Origin of the sequence: Azoarcus sp. L1K30 (genome assembly GCF_018122735.1) — a bacterium.
Lineage (GTDB): Bacteria > Pseudomonadota > Gammaproteobacteria > Burkholderiales > Rhodocyclaceae > Parazoarcus.
Genome location: NZ_JAGRRD010000001.1, coordinates 1,225,987 through 1,242,739, shown reverse-complemented (window position 1 = coordinate 1,242,739; position 16,753 = coordinate 1,225,987). Strand labels below are relative to the sequence as shown.

The following is a 16,753-nucleotide window of genomic DNA, read 5'->3' as shown; positions in this document are numbered from 1 at the left end:
GGCTCTTTTGTCCGGATTCAATGGTGTCGCATGCGTGCCTCGATCGTTCTTGTGCCCAATGAACAGATGGGGCGGAACGGTCTGCACATGCGACGCGCAATAGATCGACCGCGCTATTCCCCCGCGGCTGGCTTGAGGGTGAGGCCACCTTCCTCACGACCTTCATCTGGATGACGACCCCGATAGTTTGCCTCCGCCTTATCAGGTGGGATATGGCCGATGGGTGCAAGTAGTCGATGGTGGTTGGACCAGACCACCCATTCCAGCGCTCGTATGCAGAAATTTTTTCTGCGCCTCTTGCATCCATATCGCACGGCGTTCCGTTCTGTGTGTGGAACAGGTCTCTTGGCCTGAACTTCAACCCTCCACATTCACAGGATAAGAACATGAAACGCACATCGACCCATCTCCTCAGCGCGCTGATGACCCTGGCCGCGAGCACCGCTGTACTCGCCAATCCGGTGATTCGTGATGGCATCGTCACCGACCCGGCCGGTCGCAGCCTGTACGTCTTCGACAAGGACGAAGCCTTCAAGAGCCATTGCGAAGGTGCTTGCCTGAAAGCCTGGCCGGCTTACACGGGCGACGTTCAGCCCGGCACCAGCGTTTCCGAAGCAGCCAAGCGCTTTGAGCAAGGCGAGCGCAAGCAATGGGCATGGAAGGGCAAGCCGCTGTACTACTTCGCAGGCGATGCCAAGCCCGGCGAGCGCAACGGTGATGGCAGCGGCGATGTCTGGCACCTGGTCCGACCCGCGCCCGCAGCAGCGCCGGTTTCGTCTTCGTATTACTGAGGCCTCCGCACATCACTGTCCCACCATCAAAGGACTCGCGTGCCGGATCGGGAATCCTGCGCGCGAGTCCTTCCGCGCGCGGTTCCCCTTTGCCTCTACTGCCGTAAGATACGTCTGCAGATGAACAGTGCGGGGCCCGGAAAGTCGCTGGCCAGCTCGCCGCACATCCAGTGTGCATTTTCATGACCCGAGTGATGTGATAGTTACGATGGATATCGCGAACACGACCGCCGACTTGCTGGCCCGCATTGCGCTCGGAGACCAATCCGCCTTTCGTGCACTTCATGACCTGGTAGGCAGCCGTCTGCTGGCCATTGCCATGCGCGTCACACAAGACCGGGCGCTGGCCGAAGACGTCGTACAGGAAGTGCTGGTCACCCTGTGGAAGCAAAGCGAGGGGCGAATGGCCGGGCAAGCACTGACGCTGTCCTGGCTCTGCGTGGTGACCCGCCACCGGGCCATCGACGCAGTGCGCAAGCTGCAGCCCACCACCCCCTTGAGCTGGAAGGACGAAGCGGGCGAAGAGCATCAGCATGATGTCGAAGACGAGTCGGCTTCGCCGCTGACCCAGTTGCTGGAGATCGAGGGCGACCATGTCATGCAGCGCTGCCTGCGCGCACTCGATGAGTGGCCACGTCAGGCGGTATTGCTGGGCTACTTCGAAGGCTTGACCCATATCGAGATTTCGGCCCGCCTGCAGCGTCCGCTGGGTACGGTCAAGGCCTGGATCAGGCGCAGCCTCAATGGCCTCAAGCTGTGCATGGAGGGGCAGGCATGAATTGGTACATGCATCCGAAGACGAACGAAGCCCTGGCCGCCAACTATGTCATGGGGACCATGAGCGCACGTGTGCGTCGGCGTTTCGAGAAGGTCATGGCGCAGCGCCCCGACGTGGCGCAGATCGTATCTCAATGGGCGGAGCGCGCCCTGCCGCTGGCCTTGTCCCTGCCACCGCAGACACTTTCCGCAGGGTCGTGGACGCGTCTGGCCGACACGCTCGAGCTGAACGTAGCGGCCTCGCCCAAGCGCTGGTGGCAGCGATGGCTCGCACCCGTCCCGGTGGGCGCACTGGCCATGGGTCTGGTGCTCGGCTTGAGCTTGCCGATCGCCTGGCAGCAGTACGTGCAGACGTCTCCGACGGCGATGCAGTTGCCTGAAAGCTATGTGGGCGTGCTTGCCACGCCGCAAGGCAATCCCGGCCTCATCGTCTCGAGCCTGCGGCGCGGCACGATAGTCGATCTGAAGGTGGTCACCGCTTTGCCGGTACCGGCGGGTCATCATCTGCATTTGTGGCGTATCGACAAAGATGGCGTGCCGACAGCCCTGGGGGCCTTACCTGCTGCAATCCCCGGCGAGATCCTGCACATGAGCCTCTCCCAGCCGGCGGAAGAGGCCTTCTTCCCGGCGCTGGAGTTGGCAGTGTCCATCGAATCGGACCAACCGCCACCCGGGCAGCCCACCCAGCCATTTGTCTACCGCGGTCTTTGCGGCAAGATCTGGAAGTGACCTGGCGACTGGCCTCGCTTATCTTCGCCGGGCGCCTGTCGTTCTGACGGAAACAAGCGAGGCGATCCGCGGGTTGCCCCGGTCACCGGGGCGTTTTGATTTCTCTTCACTTCCTGCGTCGAAGGGCTCGAGGTGTTTGCACGAGCCATCGAGTCGCGCGACATGCGTCAGGGCAAGATCAACGACCGCCGTAGTGCGCTTCCAGGCGATGCTGCGTCGCTTTCCTTGCCTGAGCCCGCACCGCATCTGCCAGAAACAGGCACAGCAATCCCGTGATCGGAAGGCCGTCCTGATTCGCCGGCCCACTCAGCTCGAAGGCCGGATTAAAGACCCAATAGGCCAAGCCCGCTTCGCAGCCTTTCGGGCGCCGTCGCCGCGCCCGGAAAATTCTGTCGCGTTCGCTGCATCCAGATCGCGTGTTTTGCCGTTCAGTGTATGGAACGGCTACTTGGGTGGAACTTCACGCCTCCATGCGCCGGCCCATTTTCTCAAGCTTGGGTCTCACTTGAAGGAACATCGAAAATGATGGATTCGAATCAGGACGGCGCGCTTCCGGCGCCTTCGAGCGCTCCGCCCGCCTTGCCCAGCGGAACCGTGCTGCTCTATCGCGACGGCAACTGGAACAGCCAAAGCTACACCCTACGCACCTGCGACTATCGCGAAAACGAGTGCCAGACATTGGCCGACACCTGCATTGAGGACAAGGCGACCTGGGTCGCCTTTAACCTGCCAGTCGGCACCTTGATGACACTCGCCGAACATGTTTCCGCGCTGGAGGGCCATCCGCTCTGGAAGCCGCGTCATTGCGGACGTGTGATCGATCTGATCGGCACCGGCAGCACCCAGGCCGTCGACCTGACCCAATGCAACATGACCGATTGCATCTCGTCCTTCCTCTGGTGGCACATCAATCTGCAGCTCAATGCCTTCGAACTGGTCGAGCATACCGACATCATCGACAAGCACCCGGCCCACGTCCTTGACGACTGGCCGTTCAGCGCCAGCAATTCGACCGATCGCTGACATCCTGGGGCTCGCCTGAAGTCCGTGCGACCCCGCGCGCGGGGTCTCGCTCCACAGCACGGTGGCAGGCTCGTTGTTTAGAAGGCGGACGGCTCGGGCACAGAAGTTCTCTGCCCCGGAGAATGACAGCAAGACCGAGCGGTCCATTCCCTGCGCTTTGAGCCTACCGAGACCATGTGCGGCGACCTCCATTCCAGCCACCTCATCGGCATGGATGTCGCATGACTGATGAGCTGCAAGTCCAATTAGCCGAACTGGCCTCCATCGGCGCGCTGGTCGACCGCATCGTGATCGTTGCCGAGCAATGGAGCGGAGCTCAGTGGGGCTTGAACTCGGAAAGTTCGGTTCGTATGTGCCCATACAGTTCGGGTAGCCAGCCTGGCCCTGATAGCGATGGCGAGGCCCCGCGTCGCAGATCACTAGGCGCGATGACCACCTTTACACTGCTAACTCCAACCCGATGGGTCAGCACAAACAGTTCTTCTATGGCGTCGTCACCCATGGCAAGGCAGCCGACCGACAATGCCCCGCCATGTATGAAGATGTTGCCACCTGGCGTCGTGCGGCCGTCCAACGTTGCGTGCTTCAGGTCGAAGGCGTTCGGATAGTTGATCTTCATGGACAGGTGAAAGCTGCTGTTCGGATTCAATCCCTCCAGCTTGTAGATCCCTTCAGGAACCTGCCTGTCGCCTTCCCGCAGCTTCGGTCCAGCCTTCCCGCTGATTCCCTTGATGAGGTATGTGGAGACAAGCACCCACTGGCGCTGCCTTGATGCCCATACCTCGAGCCGCTTCTCTTCTTTGAACGCCAGGAAGGCCAAGGACGCAGGAGGATAGTCAACGTCGACCGCCCGAAATGCATCCTGAAGTCGAGCTTCCGCCCCAGGACCGTACTTCGCAATGACCCCGTCCACGGAACGGTGGCCGACCAACCTGTAGTACATGGGAACCCAAAGGGACCTTCCGAAGTGGAAAAATGCGCCTCCGAGCAGGAGCAGAAGCAGAAGCAGCAAAAGCGCGAAGCGCTGCGAAAAAAAGGGGTAAACCATGATTCACCTGAACAATCGTTCTGACTCGGCTCGCGCGCCTTCTGCGTTCGGTCGGATCCTCCTGACTGCACCCATCTCCTGAGAGCCGTCACAATCTCCATGCCGACGCGTGCATCGCCTAACCCGAAATTGCCCTTGGTTGCCGGGCTGGTTTCGCTTACCAGGCCCGGAATAAGCCCACCTCAGAACAATTCTCTGGTCTAGACAAGAACAATATTCACCTTGAATTACACCGCATGAATAACAACGAGCGCTCCGAGGACGCCAAGCAACAACACGACCCGCGCTCTTAGCGAAGCTATGAAGTACCCACCGACGATCCCTAATAGCGCAACGAGCCCTTCGCCCACAGCCAACCCAACATAATGCCACTTGGTATGGTATCGCCATCCCGCAACTTCGGTGCCAAATCGGAACTGGTCATGAGCTACAAGATAGTCAACCAGGGTGTAGCCGGACAACGCGAGGCTGCATACCAATAGCGACAGTAAAATGACATTCAATGCACGAAGCATGGTCAATTCAGTCACCATACTGCACGTCGAGCAATAGATCTTCGCCGTGGCTTTCGAAGCGTTGGGCAAACTCTGCTACGCTACCGATAAGGTCGATACACCCTGCTGAGCCTGGGGTGTCGCCGCCGTGAATCGAGAAGCCACTTCGCCCATACGTTATTGTCCCTGGCTCCGGATGCAGCCAAACTCGATGCCTGCCCCAAGCGCTTTCACCTCCTGGCCATGCTGTTCTACCCAGTTCTGCAGCAATTTTCTCTACGAAACGACGGTCCGGCATCTTCTGGTATTCGGATTGCCGAACACTCCACCGTCCTTCAGGGAGTGGTCCTTTATCCTTGACCGTCTGCTGTGCGCCGCTTTGGTAGCCTTCCCGACCGGAAACAGCCGACCAGCACTGCTCGGAATGACCTCCCTTACGCCAACATAGTTGCTCGCCATCGAATGTGAGATGGTCAACCGCTCGAAGCCGTATGATAGGCAAACTGCGCGATGCGCTCACCAAGGCGTTTGGGCTGTGCTGTTACGGCTCCATGCGAGTTTCGGAAAACTGTATTGCATCCTTGGTGATCTCCACCTTGATGAGCGATAGCGGTTCATGCCATTGGGCAATAACCCGAAGGTTGTATGTGCCGGGCTTGATTGTATCGAGCGACACGATGCCCTGATTGTTTGCCGGTATTGTCCGATCAGCATGTGAGGAATTGACCCTCTTGTGGTTCGAAACTTCGATACGCGCACCTTTCACTGATGTCGCACGAGCAGAATCTTGAATCCATATCCCTTTCGTCATGAGCTCCTCGTTGATACGGTATTCCATGGCAGGACAGCGACGATTGCTACAGTACTGCTTCATTCTCAGGGCTACCAGGACTACCCCTTCAGCATGAACAGAATGTCAGTCGAGAGAGCCATGAAAAACGCTTTTCACCCCTGAAAGCAACCTCAGGTTTCACAAACTTCGTGGAAACCGCTGGCGCCTCGGTCAGCCAAGCACCCAGCCGGCCACGCGATGTGCCAGGATTCGACAGCCCGGACTTTCTTCTGTCCCGGCTTCTCCATATCGTCATAACTGCGGTTTCACATTCAAATACATATGCATTTTTACGTCCGCGCTGAGGATGCTACGTCGTGCGGACTTCTCATACAACTTGTTTTCAACCTTTACCCTGACGACATGAAAGGACGAACTGGTGAAGACACGGCGGCTTGGGGGCATTTTTTCGGTTTGGCGTCGATGATCTTGGTAGCGATATAGCGCATGGGGGGCGGGCCAAGGTGGCGCGCTTTCGCGAGTTGGTTCGTGCGCAGGAGCGGCTCGACCCGGGCTACCCGCTGCCGGGTGATGCTGGGATTGGCTCCGTGCTCAGTGCTCCTCGACTACCGGTGTCCGCGCAGTCATCGATCGTGGTCTGGCGGCCCCTGGTCGAGCACTGGGCTGCGCAGGGTGTCTCGTGCGTGGTGATCGTTGCCGGGGCCGCGTAGCGGCACGGTGGCGTGGCGGGTGCCGAACGTAAACACATCCTCCTCGCACACATCGAGGCAACGGCCGCAATTGAGGCAGTCTCCGTCGAGGATCACCGGCGATGCATCCGGGCTGGCCGGCTTGAGGGCCGGGGCGATCACCTGCGGCTCCGGGCAGATGCGGAAGCAGTCGCCGCAATCGGTGCAGTGCGTGCGTGCGGCGGCATTGACGCGGACCCGGGCAACGCGTCCGACAAGGCCGTAGAAGGCGCCGACCGGACACAGGTGGCCACACCAGCCGTGTGCGCTCACCGCCAGATCGAACACGAACACCGCCAGGATCAGCGCCCAACCAGCACCCATGCCAAACAGGATCCCCCGTTGCAGCATGGTGATCGGGTTGATCCACTCCCACACCAGCGTACCCGACGCCGCCGAGGCGACAAGTACCGCGGCCAGCACGAGGCGGCGGGTCTGGCGCCGTATCTGCCAGCCTCGGCCGAGGCCGATCCATCGGCGCAGGCCGGCCGCCAGATCGGTGACCAGACTTAGCGGGCATACCCAGGCGCAGTAGCTGCGCCCGCCCAGGACGGTGTAGGCCAGCAGCACCAGCGCGCCCCCCGACAGGGCTGCCCATTGCGCCCCGTGGCCAGCGACCAGCGCCTGCAGCAGCACGAGCGGGTCGGTGAGGGGCAGCGTGTCGAACAGCACGCTGGACGCCAGATCGCCGCTGAGTATCCACACCCCGAACCATGGACCGGCGAGGAAAGCGGCCAGCAGTCCCAGTTGGGCCAGTCGGCGCAGCAGCAGCCAGCGGTGGCGAACGAGCCAGCCGCGGCGCGGCATCAGCCGGCCCCCCGCCGCGACACCCCGTGGCGGTCGTGGCGAGCCAGGCCGATCGGCAACACCTTGATCGAGGCTTCCCGGGTTACGCAGGCCTGTTCGCATTTGCCGCAACCGGTGCAGTGTGCCGCATTGACCGTGGGCTCGAAATACAGCCGGGCGCCTGCCCGGCGTGGCGCCATGGTGATCGCGGCGTCCTTGATCGGGCAGGCCAGATAGCAGGCGCCGCACTGGGCGGTGCCGTTGATGCTGTAGCAGGTGTCCGGACCGGTCATTCGCGCCAAGCCCATGCGCGCGGCGCCGATGCCGGCCTTCGGCACGGTAAGTGCATCCGTTGGACAGGACACGGCGCAGGGAATGTCGACGCACATCTCGCAGGCGCGCTGGCGGGCGACGAAATAGGGTGTTCCCAGCGTGACCCCGTCGTCGATGTGGGCGAGATGCAGGATGTCGAATGGACAGGCGCGTACGCACAGTCCGCAGCGCAGGCAGGCCGCGCTGAAGTCGTCCTCGGGTAGCGCGCCGGGCGGGCGCAGTGCCCAAGCCGGCAGGGCCTCGGCCAGTCGTGTGGCGGTTGCCAGCAGCGCTGCCATGATGCCGCCCGAGCCCAGCAGACCCACGCACTGGCCGATGAATTGGCGCCGCCCGGCGGTGCTCATGGCGATCCCGCGTCGGCGCGCACGACAGCGTTTCTCATCGATTGATTATAGAAACACCGCCCGTGCGACCGTTAGCCCGATTCGGCAATCCGGCCCCGCCCCGTCGCGGACCGCCCTGCTGTTCCGCAGCGGGGCGAGGCGTGGTCACCCGTCCAGACTGATGCGCCGGAAGTCGCCGAGCAGTTGTTGCAGATGCACCAGGAAGCGTGCGGCGAGGACGCCGTCGACGACGCGGTGATCCCATGACAGGCACAGTGGCAGGATCAGCCGTGGCACGAACTGCTTGCCGTCCCAGACCGGTTTGGTCTGTGCCCGCGTGACGCCGAGAATGGCAACTTCAGGGGCGTTGATGATGGGCGTGAAGCCCGTGCCGCCGATGCCGCCCAGACTCGATACCGTGAAGCAGCCGCCGGCCATGTCTGTCGGGCCGAGCTTGCCGTCGCGCGCTTTTTTCGCCAGTTCGGCGGCCTCCGCGGCAATGTCGTAGAGACCCTTGCGGTCGGCATCGCGAATGACGGGTACGACAAGGCCATTGGGCGTGTCGGCAGCAAACGCGACGTGGAAGTAGCGCTTGTAGACCAGATTCTCACCGTCGAGGCTGGCGTTGAATTCGGGGAACTTGCGCAGCGCCGAGACGCAGGCCTTGATCAGGAAGGCGAGCATGGTGAGCTTCTTGCCGCTCTTCTCGTTTTCCTTGTTGAGGGCGATGCGGAAGGCCTCGAGATCGGTGATGTCGGCTTCGTCGAAATTGGTGACGTGCGGAATCACGATGGCGTTGCGCGACAGGTTTGCACCCGAGATCTTCTTGATGCGCGACAGCGGCATCGATTCGACGGGACCGAATTTGGCGAAATCGACCTTGGGCCATGGCAACAGGTCGATCCCACCGCCGCTTGCGGCCGGGGTCTTGCCGGGCACGACGCCCGATTGCATCGACGCCTTGACATGGGCGGTGACGTCCTCGCGCGTGATCCGGCCGTTGCGACCGCTCGGTCGCACCGTTGCGAGATCGACGCCGAGCGCGCGGCCGTAGTACCGGACCGAAGGGCTGGCGTGCACCTTGCCGCCGGGCGGGAGGGGCGCGGGTCCGGGGGCCACCGGCGCAGCCGTTTGCGCGGGTGCTGGTGGAGCGGCCGGCGGCGGCGACTGCGGCGCGCTGGGCGTCGATGTCGGCGTGCTCGTGTCGACGGGGACCGCGGGGGCGGCAGCAGGTGCGTCGGCGGCATCCATGCGGATCAGCAGACTGCCTTCGGACAAGCGGTCACCCACCTTCACCAGCACTTCGCGAACGATGCCGTCCTGCGGTGCGGGCACGTCCATCGTTGCCTTGTCTGATTCGAGGGTGACGATCGGTTCGTCGGCCTTGATCGCGTCGCCGGCTTGAACCAGCACCTCGATCACCGGCACGTCGCTGTAGTCGCCGATGTCCGGGACAAAGACTTCCAGGGCTTGGGTCATATCGGTTTCCTGATGTCGATTGTGGGCTCAGCAGCCGAGTGGGCTGGGTTTGTCGGCGTCGATGCCGAGGCGCTTGACCAGGCCGTCGAGGCGGTCTGCGGGCAGCGCACCGTCGCTCACCAGGCTCTGGATCGCGGCGAGGGCGATGTAACGGGCATCCACTTCGAAGAAGTCGCGCAGTGCCACCCGGGTGTCCGAACGTCCGAAGCCGTCGGTGCCGAGCACGGTGTAGCGGCCCGGCACCCAGTTGCGGATCAGGTCGGCATAGCTGCGCACGAAATCGGTGGCTGCCACCACCGGCCCATGACCGGCGAGCTGGGTCGTGACCCAGGGTTCGCGCCGCGGCGCGTCCGGATGAAGCAGGTTCCAGCGATCGCAGTCGATGCCGTCCTTGCGCAGTTCGCCAAAGCTGGTGGCACTCCAGACGTCGGCGGCGATACCGAAATCCTGTTCGAGCAGGTCGGCCGCAGCGATCACCTGGCGCAGAATGCTGCCGCTACCGATGAGCTGGACGCGCGGGCGGTCGTCGGCCGGGGCGCTGCGCAGCCGATAGAGACCGCGGCGAATGCCTTCCTCGGCACCGACCGGCATCGCCGGCTGGGCGTAATTTTCGTTGTACAGGGTGATGTAGTAGAAGCCGTTGTCGGCCTCGCTCATCATCCGCCGCACGCCATCCTCGACGATCACCGCCACTTCGTAGCCGAAGGCCGGATCGTAGGCGCGGCAGGTCGGAATCGTTGCCGCGTAGATGTGGCTCTGGCCGTCCTCGTGCTGCAGGCCTTCGCCCGACAGCGTGGTACGTCCGGCAGTGGCGCCGAGCAGGAAACCGCGTGCCTGCGAGTCGGCCGCGTTCCAGATCAGATCGGCGACGCGCTGGAAGCCGAACATCGAGTAGAAGATGTAGAACGGCAGCATCGGCTCGTCACTGTGCGAGTAAGCGGTGCCGGCCGCGATCCACGATGCCATCGAACCGGCCTCGGTGATGCCTTCCTCAAGGATCTGACCCTTCACGTCCTCACGGTAGAAGGCGAGCTGGTCGCTGTCCTGCGGCGTGTATTGCTGGCCCCAGGGCGAGTAGATGCCGAACTGGCGGAACATGTCCTGCATGCCGAAGGTACGGGCCTCGTCGGCAACCACCGGCACGATGCGCGGGCCGAGCTGGCTGTCGCGCATCAGCTTGTTGAGCAAGCGCACCAGCGTCATCGTGGTCGAGATCTCGCGCTCGCCCGAGTCGGCGTGGAAGGGCACGTAGAGATCGGGTTGCGACAGGGTGATGGGTTTGGCTTCGCGGTTGCGCGTGGGCACGTAGCCGCCAAGGGCGGCGCGGCGCGCCTGCAGGTAGCGCAGCTCCGGGCTGTTCTCGCCGGGATGGAAGTAGCGCAGTTCATCCAGGTCCTGGTCGGACAGCGGCAGGCCGAAGCGCTCGCGGAAACGTTCGAGGTCGGCACGGGCGAGTTTCTTGGTCTGGTGCGAGGTGTTGGCGCCCTGGCCCGACGCACCCATGCCGTAGCCCTTGGTCGTCTGCGCAAGAATCACCGTCGGCTGGCCGCGATGGGCGGCCGCGGCGGCGTAGGCTGCGTAGATCTTGCTGGGATCGTGTCCGCCGCGCTTGAGCGAGTCGATCTCCTGGTCGGACATGTTGGCGACCAGCGCGGCCAGCTCCGGGTAGCGCGAGAAGAAATGTTCGCGGTTGTAGTGACCGTCGGTGGCCGAGAGCTTCTGGAACTCGCCATCCACGGCCTCGGCCATGCGCTTGAGGATCCAGCCTTCGCGGTCGCGGGCAAACAGCACGTCCCAGTTGCTGCCCCACAGGCACTTGATGACATTCCAGCCCGCACCGGCGAACAGGGTCTCGAGCTCCTGCACCACGTTGCCGTTGCCGCGCACCGGGCCGTCGAGCCGCTGCAGGTTGCAGTTGACCACCAGCACCATGTTGTCGAGCTGCTCGCGGGCGGCCAGCGAAATGCCGGCCAGCGATTCGGGCTCGTCCATCTCGCCGTCGCCGACGAAGGCCCACACCCGACGGTCGCTCGGCGCGGCAATGCCGCGGTGCGTCTGGTAGCGCTGGAAGCGCGCCTGATAGATCGCACTGATCAGGCCGAGTCCCATCGAGCCGGTCGGGAACTGCCAGAAATCGGGCATCAGCGTGGGATGCGGATAGGACGACAGGCCACGACCGATGCCGCCCGACACTTCGCGGCGGAAGTGCTCGAGGCGGTCTTCGGACAGACGGCCTTCGAGGAAGGCGCGTGCGTACACGCCTGGCGAGGCGTGCGCCTGAAAATAGACCAGGTCACCCGGATGCGCCTCGGTGCGGCCGCGGAAGAAGTGGTTGAAGCCGACCTCGAACAAATCCGCGATCGATGCATAGGTCGCGATGTGACCACCGAGTTCGGCATGTGCCTTATTGGCGCGCGACACCATGGCCAGCGCATTCCAGCGGTGGATGGCGGTGATTCGGGCCTCCATGTCGATGTCGCCGGGGTAGGGCGGCTGCGCATCGACGCCGATGGTGTTGCGGTAGGGGGTGGTGTGCCGGGTGTGGAAACGGCCACCGGCGCGACGGCCGGATTCGATCAGGCGGCCAACCAGATACTCGGCGCGGCTGAGACCGTCGCGCTCGACGACTTCGGCAAGGCTGTCGAGCCAGTCGCGGGTCTCGTCCGCATCATTGTCGGAGCCGGTATTCAGATTCATGGGCGACGGGTTGTGTGTCATGAGCGCGTTTCCTTTGGTGTCAACTCGGGCTTCGCGATGCGGGGCAGGCCGTTGGCGCGATCGGTTTGTGAAATGCAGTTTAGGGGGGGTGGGATGCCTGGACGAATGACCTAGGACACTACGTGGAGTGTCCTTTTACGGCCGGCGACACGTAGGTGTCGCCAGCTCGTGAGTCGCGCGCCGGGCCAGACGCCGGGGCCTGAGGGCCATGCGCGCCATTCCCGCGGCCCGATTGCGGCAAGGATGCTGTGCGGGCAAAGGGCGCCGCAACACCCTTGGCAAGGCGCCGTCGGCGCCCTTACTTCTTGCGCAGCGGCGGCACGTCGGTGCAGGAGCCGTGCGCCACTTCGGCCGCCATGCCGATGGTTTCGCCAAGCGTCGGGTGGGGGTGGATGGTCTTGCCGATATCGACTGCGTCCGCGCCCATCTCGATGGCCAGGCATACTTCGCCGATCATGTCGCCCGCCGAAGGGCCGATGATGGTGCCGCCGATCACGCGGTGGCCGCCGTTTTCCGACGCATCGAAGATCAGTTTCGTGAAACCGTAGTCGGCGCCGTTGGCGATCGCCCGTCCCGAGGCCGCCCAAGGGAACTTGGCGATGTCGATCTTCCTGCCCTCGGCCCTGGCCTGGGCTTCGGTGTAGCCGACCCAGGCGACTTCCGGATGGGTGTAGGCCACGCTCGGGATCACGGTCGCCTCGAAAGCTGATTTCTGGCCTGCGGCGACTTCGGCGGCCACATGAGCCTCGTGCACCGCCTTGTGGGCCAGCATCGGTTGTCCGACGATGTCGCCGATGGCGAAGATGTGCGGCACATTGGTGCGCATCTGCGCATCGACCGGAATGAAGCCGCGCTCGCCGACCGCCACACCGGCCTTGTCGGCGCCGATCCTGTTGCCGTTGGGGCTGCGCCCGGCCGACTGCAGGATCATGTCGTAGCGCTGGGGTGCCTGCGGGGCCTGGTCGCCCTCGAAGCGCACATGCAGGCCATCTTCCCTGGCCTCCACAGCAACCGTCCTGGTCTTGAGCATGACCTTGTCGAAGCGCTTGATGTTCTGCTTCTCCCACACCTTGACCGCATCACGGTCCGGCCCCTGCATCAGGCCGTCGAGCATCTCGACGACGTCGATGCGGCTGCCTAGCGCCGAGTAGACCGTGGCCATCTCGAGCCCGATGATGCCGCCGCCGATGACCAGCATCTTCTGCGGCATGAAGCGCAGTTCGAGTGCGCCGGTCGAGTCCACGATGCGCGGGTCTTCCGGCATGAAGGGCAGATGCACGGGGGCCGAACCGGCCGCGATGATGCATTGCTTGAAGCGGATGAGCTTTTTCTCGCCGGTCCTGTCCTGGCCATCGCCCGAGGTGAGGTCGACTTCCACGTGGTGGGGGTCGAGGAAGCGCCCGCAGCCGCGCACGACATCCACCTTGCGCGCCTTGGCCATGCCGGCGAGGCCGCCGGTGAGTTTGCCGATCACGCCGTCCTTGTGTTTGCGCAGCATGTCGACATCGACCGCCGGCCTGGCGAAGCTCACGCCGGTGCTGCTCATGTGTTCGGCTTCATCCATCACCTGGGCCACATGCAGCAAGGCCTTGGAAGGGATGCAGCCGACGTTCAGGCACACGCCGCCGAGGGTCGCGTAGCGCTCCACGATGACCGTCGCGAGTCCGAGGTCGGCGGCGCGGAAGGCGCCCGAATAGCCGCCGGGCCCGGCGCCGAGCACTAGCATGTCGCACTCGATGTCGGCCGGACCTGCGTATGCTCCCGCAGGGCTGACGGCCGCGGGTGCGGCGGCAGTCCCACCCCCTTCGAGGGGGAGACCGGCAGGGGGAGGGGTCTTGCCTGCGGCCGCTTTGACCCCGTCCCCACCCTGTCCCTCCCCTTGAAGGGGAGGAGACGCTGTCCCGGAGGTTTCGAGTTCCAGCAGCACTGTGCCTTCGCTGACCTTGTCGCCAAGTGCGACCTTGACGCCCCTGACCACGCCGGCGGCCGGCGAGGGGACGTCCATGGTGGCCTTGTCGGATTCCAGGGTGCAGATCGCGTCGTCGACAGCGATGCTGTCGCCGACCTTCACGAACAGTTCGATCACCGGCACTTCGGGGAAGTCGCCGATATCGGGCACCTTCACTTCAACTATCTGACTCATTGCGACGTCTCCATGCGGGCGAACGGACGCCGCCCGGCGTGTCTGCGAGGGGAGAATGCGCCCGCGGCGCCCGCCTGCAGCGAGGCAGTGGGCGCCGCGGGGCTCGAATCGATCGGAAACGCGGTGGTCTGCGTCTCAGATCCTGGCGAGCGCCTGCTCGAGGTCGGCGATCAGGTCGTCGCCATTCTCGATACCGGCCGAATAGCGGATCAGGCTTTCCGGGATGCCGGCGTTGGCACGTTCCTGCTCGGTCAGCTCGACATGGCTGGTGGTGCGCGGCGGTCCGACGAGGGTGCCGACCGAGCCCAGGCTGGCGGCCTTGTGCGCGTACTTCAGGTTTTCCAGCACGGTCACCACGTTGTTGAAGCCGCCCTTCAGGGAGAAGCTCAGCATGCCGCCGAAGCCGCGCATCTGCTTCTTGGCGATGTCGTGGTTGAGGTGTGTCTCCAGCCCCGGGTAGAAGACCTGGTCGACCTTCGGGTGCTGCGACAGGAAGGTGGCGACCTTCATTGCGTTTTCATTGTGGCGCGCGATGCGCAGCTCCAGCGTCTTCATGCCGCGCAGGATCATGTAGGCCGATTGCGGGTGCAGGGTGGCGCCGGTGATCTCGCGGTAGTGGAAGATCTGGTCGATCAGTTCCTTCCTGCCCACGGCCAGCCCGCCCATGACGTCCGAGTGGCCGTTGAGGTACTTGGTGGCGCTGTAGACGACGATGTCGGCGCCCAGGCTGATCGGACGCTGGTTGATCGGCGTGGCGAAGGTGTTGTCGACCACGACGATGGCACCATTGTCGTGGGCCACCTTGGCGAGGCGCTCGATGTCGACGATCTTCAGCGTCGGGTTGGTCGGCGTCTCGAGGTAAAGGACCTTGCAGCCCTTTTTCACCTCGCGCTCGATGGCGTCGAAATCGCTGGTGTCGACCAGGCATACGTCGACATTCATTCGCGGCAGGAACTTGATGAAGATCTTGTTCGAGCCGCCGTAGGTGTCCTTGATCGCCACCACGCGCTCGCCGGGGGCGAGCAGCGCGAACAGGGTGTTGCTGATCGCCGCCATGCCGGTGGAAAAACTGGTGGCTTCCTCGCCGCCGTCCATGATGCGGATCTTCTCTTCGAGCGGACGCACCGTGGGGTTGGTGTTGCGCGAGTAGATGTGGCCCTTTTTCTTGCCCATGCCGACCTGGTGCCATTCCTCCATGTCGTCATAGCCGAAGGTGACCGAGTTATAGACCGGCAGGCAGATGGCATTCTCGGCAAAGAGGTGTTCTTCGCCAGCCCATACTGCGCCAGTGCCTGCATGTTCGTATTCGCTCATGTTTGATTCTCCTTGGGATGGTGTTTCGGGTGCGGTCGCGGACGGGTCAGGCGGGCATCTCGGCAATCACCGCGAGGGTGTCGCCGCGGACGATCAGCCCGGGAAAGTGGCGCGCGGCAAGGATGCCGCCGCGGCGCGCGCGGTACTCGACGGGTGGCTGGCCGGTGCGGGTCACGTCATGGACGCGCGCCACCACCTCGTCGCGTTCGACGGGGTCGCCGAGGTCGCGGCACATCTCGAGCAGGCCGTCGTGCAGACTGGTCACGTAGCAGTCGCCGTCGGGCATGTCGAGGGTGATGGTGTCGCGATGTTCGATCTCTCCTGCGCAGATGCCGGCATGGACCAGGAACTGGCGCACGCCGCGGTCGGCGATGTCGACGCTCCGGGCGGTCGCGCTGCCGCCGCCGCCCAGTTCGGTCGAGACGAAGACCTTGCCGGCCGACTCCGCTGCGGTATCGAACATGCCGACGCTGTCGAGTTCGAGCAGGCGCATCGAGTACGGCGCATTGAAGGCCTGCATCGCCGCTTCGCAGCGCGCCTGCTGGTCCTTGTCGTCGAGCACGTGGATGGCGGCGAAAGGCAGGAAATCGAGCGTCTTGCCGCCGGAGTGAATGTCCAGCACGTAGTCGGCAAGCGGGAGCAGATGGCGCTGCACATAGTCGGCGATCTTCTCGGTGACGGTGCCGTCGGGTTTGCCGGGAAAGCTGCGGTTCAGGTTGCCGCGATCGATCGGCGAGGTACGCGTGCCGGCGCGGAAAGCCGGATAGTTCATGAAGGGCACGATGATCACGCGGCCGCGCACGTCGCCGGCCGCGAGCGTGGTCGCGAGCTTGGTGAGTGCGATCGGGCCTTCGTATTCGTCACCGTGGTTGCCGCCGGTCAGGAGCGCCGTGGGGCCGTCACCATTGCGGACCACGGTGACCGGGATCATCACTGCACCCCATGCGGCGTCGTCGCGCGAATAGGGCAGCTTCAGGAAGCCGTGCTGCACACCGTCGCGCTCGAAGTCGACCGAGGCACTGATCGGGGAGGGTTTCATCGTGCTCATTCCTTGACGAAGAGTTTGCGCGGCGTGTTGCACAGGGTCTCGACGCCGGTGTCGGTGATGAGGATGCTCTCGGTGATCTCGAGCCCCCAGTCGTCTTCCCAGATGCCGGGCATGAAGTGGAAGGTCATGCCGGGGCGCAGTTCGGTGCGGTCGCCGGGTCTGAGGCTCATGGTGCGTTCGCCCCAGTCGGGCGGATAACTGGCGCCGATCGGGTAGCCGCAGCGGC

General features: G+C 63.7%; 14 protein-coding genes. 4 read left to right on the top strand and 10 right to left on the bottom strand.

Annotated features, from left to right (window positions below; translation table 11 throughout):
- Positions 1 to 386: 386 nt before the first annotated feature.
- The 4 genes from J5J83_RS05520 (at position 387) to J5J83_RS05505 (ending at position 3,320) form a co-directional block, all read left to right on the top strand.
- A complete protein-coding gene (locus tag J5J83_RS05520; RefSeq protein ID WP_212346387.1) occupies positions 387 to 791 on the top strand; it encodes a hypothetical protein in 405 nt (134 codons plus the stop codon).
- 208 nt (positions 792 to 999) lie between these two features.
- Positions 1,000 to 1,569, top strand: coding sequence for a sigma-70 family RNA polymerase sigma factor (locus J5J83_RS05515; RefSeq protein WP_212346385.1), 570 nt, complete (start codon positions 1,000 to 1,002; stop codon positions 1,567 to 1,569).
- Positions 1,566 to 2,297, top strand: coding sequence for an anti-sigma factor (locus J5J83_RS05510; protein WP_212346382.1), 732 nt, complete (start codon positions 1,566 to 1,568; stop codon positions 2,295 to 2,297). The genes J5J83_RS05515 and J5J83_RS05510 overlap by 4 nt, the downstream gene beginning before the upstream one ends.
- 522 nt (positions 2,298 to 2,819) lie before the next feature.
- Positions 2,820 to 3,320: a hypothetical protein gene (locus tag J5J83_RS05505; protein ID WP_212346380.1), complete on the top strand. Its 501-nt coding sequence runs from the start codon at positions 2,820 to 2,822 to the stop codon at positions 3,318 to 3,320.
- A 316-nt stretch (positions 3,321 to 3,636) separates the two neighbouring features.
- Here the strand turns inward: J5J83_RS05505 and J5J83_RS05500 are convergent, their stop codons facing one another.
- The 10 genes from J5J83_RS05500 to J5J83_RS05450 all read right to left on the bottom strand — a co-directional run.
- Positions 3,637 to 4,368, bottom strand: a complete 732-nt coding sequence (locus J5J83_RS05500; protein WP_212346378.1) for a L,D-transpeptidase family protein — start codon at positions 4,366 to 4,368, stop codon at positions 3,637 to 3,639.
- Between the two features lie 1,035 nt (positions 4,369 to 5,403).
- Entirely contained in the window at positions 5,404 to 5,700 is a 297-nt protein-coding gene (locus J5J83_RS05490) for a hypothetical protein (protein WP_212346374.1), read from the bottom strand.
- Positions 5,701 to 6,278: 578 nt separating this feature from the next.
- Complete coding sequence (gene napH, locus J5J83_RS05485; protein WP_212346371.1) at positions 6,279 to 7,190, bottom strand: quinol dehydrogenase ferredoxin subunit NapH; 912 nt, start codon at positions 7,188 to 7,190, stop codon at positions 6,279 to 6,281.
- Complete coding sequence (locus J5J83_RS05480) at positions 7,190 to 7,846, bottom strand: MauM/NapG family ferredoxin-type protein (protein WP_212346368.1); 657 nt, start codon at positions 7,844 to 7,846, stop codon at positions 7,190 to 7,192. The genes napH and J5J83_RS05480 overlap by 1 nt, the downstream gene beginning before the upstream one ends.
- Positions 7,847 to 7,990: 144 nt before the next feature.
- The gene (aceF, locus tag J5J83_RS05475) at positions 7,991 to 9,304 is read right to left on the bottom strand and encodes a dihydrolipoyllysine-residue acetyltransferase (protein WP_212346365.1); all 1,314 of its coding nucleotides are present in this window, start codon (positions 9,302 to 9,304) and stop codon (positions 7,991 to 7,993) included.
- Positions 9,305 to 9,331: 27 nt separating this feature from the next.
- On the bottom strand, positions 9,332 to 12,022 hold the full coding sequence (gene aceE / locus J5J83_RS05470) for a pyruvate dehydrogenase (acetyl-transferring), homodimeric type (RefSeq protein WP_212346363.1): 2,691 nt from the start codon (positions 12,020 to 12,022) through the stop codon (positions 9,332 to 9,334).
- A 298-nt stretch (positions 12,023 to 12,320) separates the two neighbouring features.
- Positions 12,321 to 14,165, bottom strand: a complete 1,845-nt coding sequence (gene lpdA / locus J5J83_RS05465) for a dihydrolipoyl dehydrogenase (RefSeq protein ID WP_212346361.1) — start codon at positions 14,163 to 14,165, stop codon at positions 12,321 to 12,323.
- 135 nt (positions 14,166 to 14,300) lie between these two features.
- Entirely contained in the window at positions 14,301 to 15,479 is a 1,179-nt protein-coding gene (locus J5J83_RS05460) for a cystathionine gamma-synthase family protein (RefSeq protein ID WP_212346359.1), read from the bottom strand.
- Between the two features lie 46 nt (positions 15,480 to 15,525).
- Positions 15,526 to 16,518: a N(2)-acetyl-L-2,4-diaminobutanoate deacetylase DoeB gene (gene doeB, locus J5J83_RS05455; RefSeq protein ID WP_212346357.1), complete on the bottom strand. Its 993-nt coding sequence runs from the start codon at positions 16,516 to 16,518 to the stop codon at positions 15,526 to 15,528.
- A gap of 5 nt (positions 16,519 to 16,523) precedes the next feature.
- A partial coding sequence (locus J5J83_RS05450) for a M24 family metallopeptidase (protein WP_212346355.1) occupies positions 16,524 to 16,753 on the bottom strand: 230 nt, incomplete at its 5' end.

Excerpts from the sequence above, each read along its gene's own strand:
- J5J83_RS05520 (WP_212346387.1), top strand. The coding sequence starts at position 387 with ATGAAACGCACATCGACCCATCTCCTCAGCGCGCTGATGACCCTGGCC.
- J5J83_RS05515 (WP_212346385.1), top strand. The coding sequence starts at position 1,000 with ATGGATATCGCGAACACGACCGCCGACTTGCTGGCCCGCATTGCGCTC.
- J5J83_RS05510 (WP_212346382.1), top strand. The coding sequence starts at position 1,566 with ATGAATTGGTACATGCATCCGAAGACGAACGAAGCCCTGGCCGCCAAC.
- J5J83_RS05505 (WP_212346380.1), top strand. The coding sequence starts at position 2,820 with ATGATGGATTCGAATCAGGACGGCGCGCTTCCGGCGCCTTCGAGCGCT.
- J5J83_RS05500 (WP_212346378.1), bottom strand. The coding sequence starts at position 4,368 with ATGGTTTACCCCTTTTTTTCGCAGCGCTTCGCGCTTTTGCTGCTTCTG.
- J5J83_RS05490 (WP_212346374.1), bottom strand. The coding sequence starts at position 5,700 with ATGGAATACCGTATCAACGAGGAGCTCATGACGAAAGGGATATGGATT.
- napH (WP_212346371.1), bottom strand. The coding sequence starts at position 7,190 with ATGCCGCGCCGCGGCTGGCTCGTTCGCCACCGCTGGCTGCTGCTGCGC.
- J5J83_RS05480 (WP_212346368.1), bottom strand. The coding sequence starts at position 7,846 with ATGAGCACCGCCGGGCGGCGCCAATTCATCGGCCAGTGCGTGGGTCTG.
- aceF (WP_212346365.1), bottom strand. The coding sequence starts at position 9,304 with ATGACCCAAGCCCTGGAAGTCTTTGTCCCGGACATCGGCGACTACAGC.
- aceE (WP_212346363.1), bottom strand. The coding sequence starts at position 12,022 with ATGACACACAACCCGTCGCCCATGAATCTGAATACCGGCTCCGACAAT.
- lpdA (WP_212346361.1), bottom strand. The coding sequence starts at position 14,165 with ATGAGTCAGATAGTTGAAGTGAAGGTGCCCGATATCGGCGACTTCCCC.
- J5J83_RS05460 (WP_212346359.1), bottom strand. The coding sequence starts at position 15,479 with ATGAGCGAATACGAACATGCAGGCACTGGCGCAGTATGGGCTGGCGAA.
- doeB (WP_212346357.1), bottom strand. The coding sequence starts at position 16,518 with ATGAAACCCTCCCCGATCAGTGCCTCGGTCGACTTCGAGCGCGACGGT.